This is a genomic window from Methanobrevibacter sp., assembly GCF_045577275.1.
Lineage (GTDB): Archaea > Methanobacteriota > Methanobacteria > Methanobacteriales > Methanobacteriaceae > Methanobrevibacter.
The window spans coordinates 1-9084 of record NZ_JAZNIB010000184.1; the positions used below are offsets into that span (position 1 = coordinate 1).

Consider the following 9084-nt stretch of genomic DNA (forward strand, 5'->3'; position numbering starts at 1 on the left):
ATTGATAAGTTGAGATGTAGATATAACACAATGAAAATAGCAAAGTAGTGCAAAAATGAAAAAATGATTTTTTGAAAATTAAAAATTGTGATAAAACTAAAAAATTAAAAAATTATTAAATTTTAAAATTAAAAAAAATAATTTTGAAATACAAGAAAAAAATTATAAAAAAATTTTTTAAAAAATATTAAAAAAAATAATTTAAAAAAATAGTGGAAAAAAAATAAAAAAATTAAATTGCACATGAAGGTGCAAAACCTAAGTCATTCAATAATGTATCGAGACCTTTTTCTGCCATGACAACATCATCAACCAAACAGAATATTCCGAGCTTTCCTTCCTTAATGAAAGTGGAAAGCTTACTTGCATCATCCAAAAGTTCAGATGCATCCTCTTCTGCAACTGTAAAGAAAAGATCTGTTTCCATCATATTAAGGGAACTGTTTACATTGAATTTTGAATCAATATTTCCCTCTTTCCTTTCAATCAAGAGAAAATTCTTATCTGTTTCACCGACAAAGAAAGCAATTTTGGTACCTGGACTTAAAACTGCAAAATAATTTTCACAGTCCTTTACAAACTTGTCCCATAGATTATTGTCATGAATCTTTACTGGTTTTACCATATAACCACCAAAAGAAAAAAAATAAGAACCTAAATTATTTTAATTCAAGTTCATTGATCTTATTTACAATAACATCCTTAACTATCTTTACACAGATTTCCCCTTCATCATCCAATCTTGCAGCATCATTTGCCTTGTATTCTGTTTCAGCTAAAATATCACCAACATTAAGTTCATCTATAATCTGAACTCCTTTCTGTTCCAATATTTTTCCAACACAATTTCCTTCACAACCATTGATTGCCAAAATCGGATATTTGTCAAGCATTCTTTTAAAACCTGTGACATTTGCAGAAGTTGAACCCATACAAATGGATAATATTTCCACATCATCAATAGCTAAGTCATGAACTGCCACTCTTGCCACTAATCCATTTGGACTCATACCACTACATGCTGCCAAAGCAATTTTCTCTTCCATAACAACACTTCCTTTTTTAGATTATAATCATTTGTCATATAATAAATATTAAATTTTAAACTATTCCTTCTTCATTTCAGGAACGTATTTTGCGTAAAAACCATCAGTATCTGCATAAATTGCCTTAAAACCATAAGTTTCAGCTTCTTTCATAGCCTTTTTAATATGCTGACGTCCCCATGCAGTAATAGCTTGAGCACATTCAAATGAATACCAACGGAACCTTAAGAATCCATAAACTCCATACATTGTGTTAGCCAAACGTTTCAATGCCTGCTGTTGTACATCCAAACTCTTCTTCAGGATAGGATCATCAGTAGCTTTCATCCTATTCTTTACTGCAAATCTTTCGTTCAGGATGTCTTCCAATGCAGATGGAATGAATCCTTGAGGCTCTTTCTTGAATTTGAAATAATGTTCAGGTGAAATAAAATACTCCTCATCATTATCCATTTCAGAAGATAGTTCCTCTTCCTTAAGATTGTCAATCTCATCATAGCCTGTTTCAAAATCTTCAAACTTGGAATTGTATGAAACATTATCATTTACCAAAACATCTGGAGAGATGTTTTTTGAAATAATCAAAGTAGGATACAGGCTTTTGAAGTCGAACTGAACCAAATTCTCATGCAATCCGATTTCAGGTTCCTTTACATAACCTCCAGAATTGCTGCCTCTTTCCTTAATGTTCTTCATGGTCATGTTAGGCTTGTTAGGTACAACTTCATTGGCTTCATAAGCCTTTCTTACCAAGTACCATTCCGCCTGCTGACCTGTAGCCATACGAGTCACATCAACAAAAGGCTGTCCAACTATACGGGTCAATTCTAAGTTCAAAGGCAATGTTTCTTGAGCTATCTTCAAAGTGGAGACAACATCATCAAGGGAATATTTGAATAGGTTCTTAAGTTCCCTTCCTCCATTGTCCCAGAATTCATAAATCCTATCTCCGGGAACATCAATCTTCTCTTCACCAAAGAACTCAAAGTAAACCCTTTCCAAAGTGTATCTGTCAAGAGACATGTATCTTCTCATCACCAAATACAAATCAACATGAAGAAGGCCTTTAAATGTAGCTGCATTATTGTAACCTCTTCTGATAAATTTGACATTGGATCCGTCAACACCTAAATCCAAATCGATGCCCCAAATCTTTGCCCTATCTCTGAGATATGGGAAATCGAATACATCAGAATTATATCCGATAATGATGTCAACATTCGCTTCCTTAACTGTTTTGATGAAAGCTTCAATCATTTCCTTTTCGCTGTCGACCTTTTCTATAAAGTACATTTCAGGGTCATTCTCAAATTCGTCCCCTTTTGTGGATATGACCTTTCTTACCCCTACATTGCTGTCGATTCCAATCATGATGATTTCATCCTCATCAGGATTAGGCATTCCATGAGGGTTACGAACTTCCAAGTCAAAGCTCATCATTCTAAATTGCTGGAAGTCTGTATTTGCGGTTATAGGACTTTTAGTCAATTTGAGAATTTCAAGAGAATCATCTTCTGCATCAATGGTTTCGAAGGAATCAATCAATTCCCCTTCCAATTCCAATTCAGCCATAGGGACTAAAGCATTGTCTATCAAATATCTTCTGTAAAATGGAATATCATGTTCCCTTAACTGCTTTACGGAATCCAAATCCCAAATCACATCCCTATATTTTGGAACTTCCTGAGGATGGGTGAAACTGATCTTAACAAATTCAGTAGGAACTTGAAAATCCTTTTTCTCTACCTTTTCAAGTTTTGTAAATTCCAAATCCCCATTCTTTTCAAGCTCTTTCAAATCATCAATACATTTGTCAATATCGCCAGAAGGCAAAATATACAAGTAAGGGATGAAACTGTCATCCAATGCAATCAAATCATTGGATTTTTCTCCTTTTACCTTACCGAATAAACGCATTACTGGCTTTTCTTCATAAGTAATGTAATCAATATCCAAAAGAACAATATTTCTTTTTACCATCCTATCAACCGAATATTTTTATTATCTAATAATCATCAGATTCATCTTTTTCCAATTCTTCCATCTCTGATTTGTCCTTTTCAAGCTCTTCCTTAAGAGACATTATAACTGCATATGCAATTCCTAAAATCAAAGGCCCAATTATAAATCCAACAATACCGAAAACATAAGGCCCCGCCATAAATCCTACTAAAAGGATTAGGGAAGGCATATCTGCATAATTACTTGCAAGCATTGGACGAATGTACATATCACTCAAACTCAATACAAAACCCCATAATATAGTAAGGATTCCTTGAGTGATATCTCCAATTGCAAAAAATGCATAAATTGCCAAAACCCAATAAACTATCCAAGGACCAATAATAGGAATCAATTGAGCTATACCAGTTATAATTCCTAAAAACAATGCAAATTTATATCCTAATAAATAATAACCTACACCACCTAAAATACCGATGACGATTGCAGTTAAGAAGTGACCATAGAATATTGATTTTAAAACATTTGCAACATCATCTAAGGTTCTTTCAAAGAAAGCCTTGTGCTTTTCTGGTATAAATATAAAAAGATGCTCCATTATCTTATCGCCATCACGAGTGAAATAATAGATTGAACAGATCAGTACGAATAATTTAACCAATACATCTGAAAAATTCCTTATGACTTTCACTGCATAATTGAATACATATGTTAAAATGTCCTGCACTCCATTGGTTAAGGCACCGATATAAGGTTTAATGAATCCTTGAATCTCTACAGGCAATGCTTGGACAAATGTGGTAATGGCCAAATTCAAATCAATGCCAGAACTTATAGAAAGATTATGAGAACTGAAAAACATATCTGCAAAAACTGCTATTTCCCAAAACACATATACGAATAGCAATATCAATGGAATGATCACCAGAAATATTGCCAGAAATATGGAGATTGAAGGAATCTTGATTTTTGATTGAATCCTATCCGCAACTGGTTTAATACCATATGCAATCATTGCTCCAAGCAATATCATATTCAATACAGGCATGACAGTAAGTAATGACAATAATAAGAGGATTATTATAATTACTATATGCAAGCCATATTTACTTTCACTAAGATTAAACATGTTATCATTAAATAAATTATTTTGTTAAATCATTACTATTAATTCTATTTAAATTAGAAATACTGCTTTAATCCAGAAGCAGTTCTATGGAATTTACCAAACTCTACGATTTTAGACACTTGGTCAGATGAGAATACAGGTCCTTCTGCACATATTCTCCAGCCTGTTTTATCAACACAGCATTGGCCGCAAACACCTATGGCACATTTCATATAACGTTCCATAGAATATTCCCCTTCAATCATATGAGCTTCCAAACTTCCGTATAATGGTCTCATCATTACTTCAGGACCGCAAACAACAGCCCAGTCATACTCCTTATGTTCAATTAGCTGTAAAACCCTATGGGTTGCAAATCCTTTGAAACCACAGGATCCGTCATCAGTACAAGTGTAAACTTTTGCGCCTCTTGCTTTCAAACGTTCATCAAACAACAATTCATCCTTAGTTTGTGCAGCGCAAACGACATCTACGATAGCCTTTTTCTTTAAAGCCTCTTCAGTGAATGATGCAATCGGAGCCATTCCAACTCCTCCACCAATAGCCAAGACTCTCATGCCTTTCAAATCGGTGTCAAAACCATTTCCATATGGTCCTCTAATACCTAACTTGTCACCTTCCTTAAGTGAATGAAGGTCTTCTGTGAATTCACCAACTTTTTTGACAGTTATTCCAAATTCACCTTTATGAACATCAATATATGAAACGGACATTGGCTTTTCATCCTTAAAATTCCACACCATGACAAATTGTCCAGGAGTAGGAATATTCTCACCAACCATAGTCCAATCAAAAATAAAAGTCTTGATTGTAGGAGTTTCTTCTATAATCTTTTTAATCTCTATAACTTGAGGTACATTCATTCTATCACCAAACCTTAGAAAACTTAAGCCTAAACTATGGCCATTATTTATGAGCAAAACCTACCATATCATTTATTGAATCAAATTCGCTATCCTCTATGAACTCTTCCAAATCAGAAGAGATTCTTCCAAATATTTCCGGACCTTCATACATGATTGAAGTTCCAATCTGAACAGCACTTGCACCAGCATATAAAAACTCTATTACATCTGCATAATTGCGTATTCCTCCGACACCAACAATAGGAATATCTGTCGCTTCATATGCGTCATATACGCAGCGTACTGCAATTGGCTTGATTGCCGGTCCGCTCATTCCACCAAACTTATTGGCGAGAATCGGATTTCCAGTTACAATATCAATTTTCATTCCAGGACCTAATGAATTGATCAATGTCAAACCGTCTGCTCCAGCATTTTCCGCAGAAACTGCTATTTCAGAAATGTCAGTTACATTTGGAGTCAATTTTGCAAGAACTGGAACATCCACCGCTTCTTTAACTGCCTTTACAACATCAAAAGTCAATTTAGGATTTTGACCGATGGAAGCACCATAACCTTCCATAGCATGAGGACATGAAACATTTAGCTCAATCATATCAACCAAATCTTCCACTTTTCCTGCAACATATGCAAATTCTTCTGGATTTGCACCATAAATAGAAGCTATTGATCTGCCTTTTACACGATTGACATCTTCTAATTCCTCTTTGAAGGCATCTACACCAGGACTTGAAAGTCCGATAGCATTGATTATTCCTCCTTCTACAGCAACTGTAGTTGGATTCTTATAACCATCATTAGGGTCTTTAGAAAATGATTTAGATACAACTGCACCAGCACCAGATTCTAAAATCCAATTAAGAGAAGATGCATGGCTACCTAATACACCTGCAGCAAGCATCAATGGATTCTTTAATCTGACACCGCATAAATTTGTTTTTAACATGAATAACCTCCAATAAAAACATAAGAAAGATAATTCTTTAATTTATAAGATTTAATTTGAATAGTTTGTATGAAATTTAAATTAAATTTGAAATATTTATATAAATATAGTGTATATAATTTTATACTATTTTAATATATGAAAACTATTAAATATAAAATGTTTGATTTTTTATAAAAAAATTCATCACTTTTTTTAGAAAATATCAAAAATCAAGGAAAATCATGAGGAAATAATGTAAAATATATTAGAAATAAAAATTAAAATAGAATTATGGAATATTATATTACACAATGCATTGCAGGATTTATTGCATTTGATGAAAATCTTGAAATAGCTGAATACAAATTATTCAAAGAAGATGAAATAGTTTCAAATCTTATTAAAATAGAAGAGAATGAGATTTTAAATGAAGAAATCGAATTAATCAATGAATTAATTTCTAATGAATCATCTGATGAAAATAAAATCATCATAGAAACCACCAAAAGAAAATCTCAATACAAGGAACTTGAAAACTATGAAATCATTGAAACTGAAAGTCCTAACAAAGGTGGAGAATACTTAAGAAATCATCTCAATGAAGTTTTCGAAGAGATTGGATTTGAAAAGAGTGAAGAAGAAATTATCGAATATTATGAAAGATTGGCTATTGAACAGATTAAGCAATCATCACAGGAAGAGGACAAGCTCTTGATTCAAGCAATAAACTCTGTAGATGACATTGATGAATCAATCAGCAAACTAGTCGAACGTATTCGTGACTGGTACACAATCTATTTCCCAGAAATGGATACAATAGGAAGTAATGAAACATACATTAAATTGATTGCCCTAAGTGAAAATAGGGAAGACATTATGGAAAACTTCACAGATCAATTTATCGAAGCCATAGATTACAGCAGCGGAGCAGATATCGAAGAAGACGATTTGAAAATGTTGAAAAGCTTTGCTGAATCTATTTATTCCCTTCAAAAATCAAGGAAGGAACTTGAAACTTATATTGATTCTAAAATGGAAGCAATCGCTCCAAACTTAAGAGACCTATTAGGTGCAACACTTGGTGCAAAACTGATAGCACATATTGGAAGCATTAAAAGATTAGCCACTTATCCTGCAAGTGTCATTCAGATAATGGGTGCTGAAAAGGCAATATTCAGGCATTTGAAAACTGGAGAACGCCCACCAAAACATGGTTTGATATTCCAACACCCAAGTGTACGTGGTGCAAAATGGTGGAATAGAGGAAAAATAGCTAGAAACTTGGCTTTAAAAATCACATTAGCCGTTAGGAAAGATGTGTTCTCTGGAGAATATGATCCAAGCATTGCAGAAGACTACTTGAAAAAGGTTGAACAGATTGAAAAGGAAAATCCTTTCCCTAAAAAAACCAGCCAAAGAAGGGCTAACGAAAGAAGAAGTGAAAGGGATAAAGGAAAGGGAAAATCCAAAAAGTACAAAGGAAATAAGAAGAACAAGAAAAATAAAAAAAGAAGAAGAAAATAGTTAATAATTGACAATTCATTAGAATTTGAATTTTTCAATTATTTCAATATCCTATATTATTAAATATCATATCAATTCATATTTATAAAGAGTGAAACAATGAACATATTCTATAAAGATGGTGAGATAGCCACAAAAAATCTAACTCCTGGAATTAAGGTTTATGATGAAAAGCTAATAAGAGAAGGAGAAAATGCTGACAATAATGAAACACCTGCAGAAAATGTCGAGGAATATCGTATTTGGAATCCTCGCAGATCCAAATTGGCTGCTGCATTATTGAATGGACTGCAAGATTTCGATTTGAAAAATGATTCAAAAGTCTTATATTTAGGTGCATCTACAGGAACAACAGTATCTCACATATCAGACATTTGTGACAGCGGATTAATCTATGCGGTAGAGTTTTCACCAGTCAGCATGAAAAAATTGGTCAGGCTATCCCAAAAAAGAAATAATATCGCACCAATACTTGCTGATGCAACCAAACCAAAATATTATTTGAATAAGGTTGAAAAAGTGGACTTGGTTTACTGTGATGTGGCTCAAGAGAAACAGAGCGAACTCTTTATGGACAATATGAATCTGTTCCTAAAGGAAGACGGACAAGGCTTGATTACCATTAAAGCAAGAAGCATTGATGTTGTTCAAAAACCTAAAAAAATATTCAAAGATGAAGCAAAAAAAATAAAGGAAAATGGTTATTCTATTTTGGAAAAGATTAAACTAGAACCTTATGAAAAGGACCATATAGCTTTTCTTGTAGAAAAATCTTTTTAAAAGAACATACAATCATTTTTGAATAAAAAACTTTTTTAAAAACCATACATAGCCAATATTTTAGCTTGAAACAGTCATTTCTTTGTCAAAATAATGAAATATAAATCATCCGATAAAAAAATTTCATTTAATCATACGTGCTAAGGAATTATCAAAAAATTGAAATATACATTACCCCAAATAATCATACAACTATTTTTAATTAAATAATTAGAATTTTAAGCAATCCTAAGCTATTTTTTGCAAGTATTACTTTTATGCTAAAACCATTGATGAAAATAATAATATACAGTAGATGTTTTAAAAAAAAGATTGATAAAAATTATTAAAAAGATAAAATAAAACTAATGCAAGTGATTGATACAAACTTGATAAAAATTACCATAATTTATAGGATTTTTAAGAAAAAATAAAAACTTTAGTATAATACGAACAAGTTCAAAAAAGTATTACTAGTGAAACCTTTTTATATAAGAAAATAACAAATATATATTTGCTAATGCAATAAAAAAAGAGTTCATAAAAATATCCTCTGAGTTAATTCACTCATAAAAACACTCCATAATTAACTAACTTAGAGGATTGAACTTTTTTTTAAAAATAAACTATTTTTAACGCTTTTTTAATATATTTTTTAAAAATTTTAACAAAATATTACTAATTTTACTTTATTTTCAAAAATAAGAAAGAACTATTAATTTTTGTAAAAAAGTAATACTTTTTTTAATTATTATTCAATTAAAAGGATAAAATAAGTATTAAAAAAACTAAAGGAAAAAATTTTAAATCCATATAAGAAAATAAGGGAAAAAATAAGAGAATAATTTTTGAAAAAATAGAAATTAAAAA

General features: G+C 31.9%; 8 protein-coding genes. 2 read left to right on the forward strand and 6 right to left on the reverse strand.

The features are described 5' to 3' along the window. Positions 1-232: 232 nt before the first annotated feature. From ACKI67_RS05450 to ACKI67_RS05475, 6 genes are read right to left on the reverse strand one after another with little or no spacing between them, the layout of a single operon-like run. Complete coding sequence (locus tag ACKI67_RS05450; RefSeq protein WP_407462413.1) at positions 233-625, reverse strand: hypothetical protein; 393 nt, start codon at positions 623-625, stop codon at positions 233-235. Positions 626-659: 34 nt separating this feature from the next. Further along, positions 660-1046 (reverse strand): putative zinc-binding protein, encoded by a 387-nt coding sequence (locus ACKI67_RS05455; RefSeq protein ID WP_407462414.1) that lies wholly within the window; start codon positions 1044-1046, stop codon positions 660-662. A 60-nt stretch (positions 1047-1106) separates the two neighbouring features. After that, the gene (locus ACKI67_RS05460; protein ID WP_407462415.1) at positions 1107-3026 is read right to left on the reverse strand and encodes a DNA polymerase domain-containing protein; all 1920 of its coding nucleotides are present in this window, start codon (positions 3024-3026) and stop codon (positions 1107-1109) included. A 25-nt stretch (positions 3027-3051) separates the two neighbouring features. Then, positions 3052-4137, reverse strand: coding sequence for an AI-2E family transporter (locus ACKI67_RS05465; protein WP_407462416.1), 1086 nt, complete (start codon positions 4135-4137; stop codon positions 3052-3054). A gap of 53 nt (positions 4138-4190) precedes the next feature. After that, positions 4191-5000, reverse strand: coding sequence for a dihydroorotate dehydrogenase electron transfer subunit (locus ACKI67_RS05470; protein WP_407462417.1), 810 nt, complete (start codon positions 4998-5000; stop codon positions 4191-4193). Between the two features lie 43 nt (positions 5001-5043). Continuing rightward, positions 5044-5949 (reverse strand): dihydroorotate dehydrogenase, encoded by a 906-nt coding sequence (locus ACKI67_RS05475; RefSeq protein ID WP_407462418.1) that lies wholly within the window; start codon positions 5947-5949, stop codon positions 5044-5046. A gap of 273 nt (positions 5950-6222) precedes the next feature. Between ACKI67_RS05475 and ACKI67_RS05480 the strand changes: the two genes are divergently transcribed. Together ACKI67_RS05480 and ACKI67_RS05485 are read left to right on the forward strand one after the other, a co-directional pair. Beyond that, positions 6223-7455 carry an NOP5/NOP56 family protein gene (locus ACKI67_RS05480; RefSeq protein ID WP_407462420.1) on the forward strand — a complete coding sequence of 411 codons (1233 nt, stop codon included), beginning with the start codon at positions 6223-6225 and terminating at the stop codon, positions 7453-7455. Between the two features lie 99 nt (positions 7456-7554). After that, positions 7555-8235, forward strand: coding sequence for a fibrillarin-like rRNA/tRNA 2'-O-methyltransferase (locus ACKI67_RS05485; protein ID WP_407462421.1), 681 nt, complete (start codon positions 7555-7557; stop codon positions 8233-8235). Positions 8236-9084: the final 849 nt, after the last annotated feature.

What these genes read in the sequence shown, in the direction of transcription:
- ACKI67_RS05450 (WP_407462413.1), bottom strand. Translation starts at nt 625, where the DNA reads ATGGTAAAACCAGTAAAGATTCATGACAATAATCTATGGGACAAGTTT.
- ACKI67_RS05455 (WP_407462414.1), bottom strand. Translation starts at nt 1,046, where the DNA reads ATGGAAGAGAAAATTGCTTTGGCAGCATGTAGTGGTATGAGTCCAAAT.
- ACKI67_RS05460 (WP_407462415.1), bottom strand. Translation starts at nt 3,026, where the DNA reads ATGGTAAAAAGAAATATTGTTCTTTTGGATATTGATTACATTACTTAT.
- ACKI67_RS05465 (WP_407462416.1), bottom strand. Translation starts at nt 4,137, where the DNA reads ATGTTTAATCTTAGTGAAAGTAAATATGGCTTGCATATAGTAATTATA.
- ACKI67_RS05470 (WP_407462417.1), bottom strand. Translation starts at nt 5,000, where the DNA reads ATGAATGTACCTCAAGTTATAGAGATTAAAAAGATTATAGAAGAAACT.
- ACKI67_RS05475 (WP_407462418.1), bottom strand. Translation starts at nt 5,949, where the DNA reads ATGTTAAAAACAAATTTATGCGGTGTCAGATTAAAGAATCCATTGATG.
- ACKI67_RS05480 (WP_407462420.1), top strand. Translation starts at nt 6,223, where the DNA reads ATGGAATATTATATTACACAATGCATTGCAGGATTTATTGCATTTGAT.
- ACKI67_RS05485 (WP_407462421.1), top strand. Translation starts at nt 7,555, where the DNA reads ATGAACATATTCTATAAAGATGGTGAGATAGCCACAAAAAATCTAACT.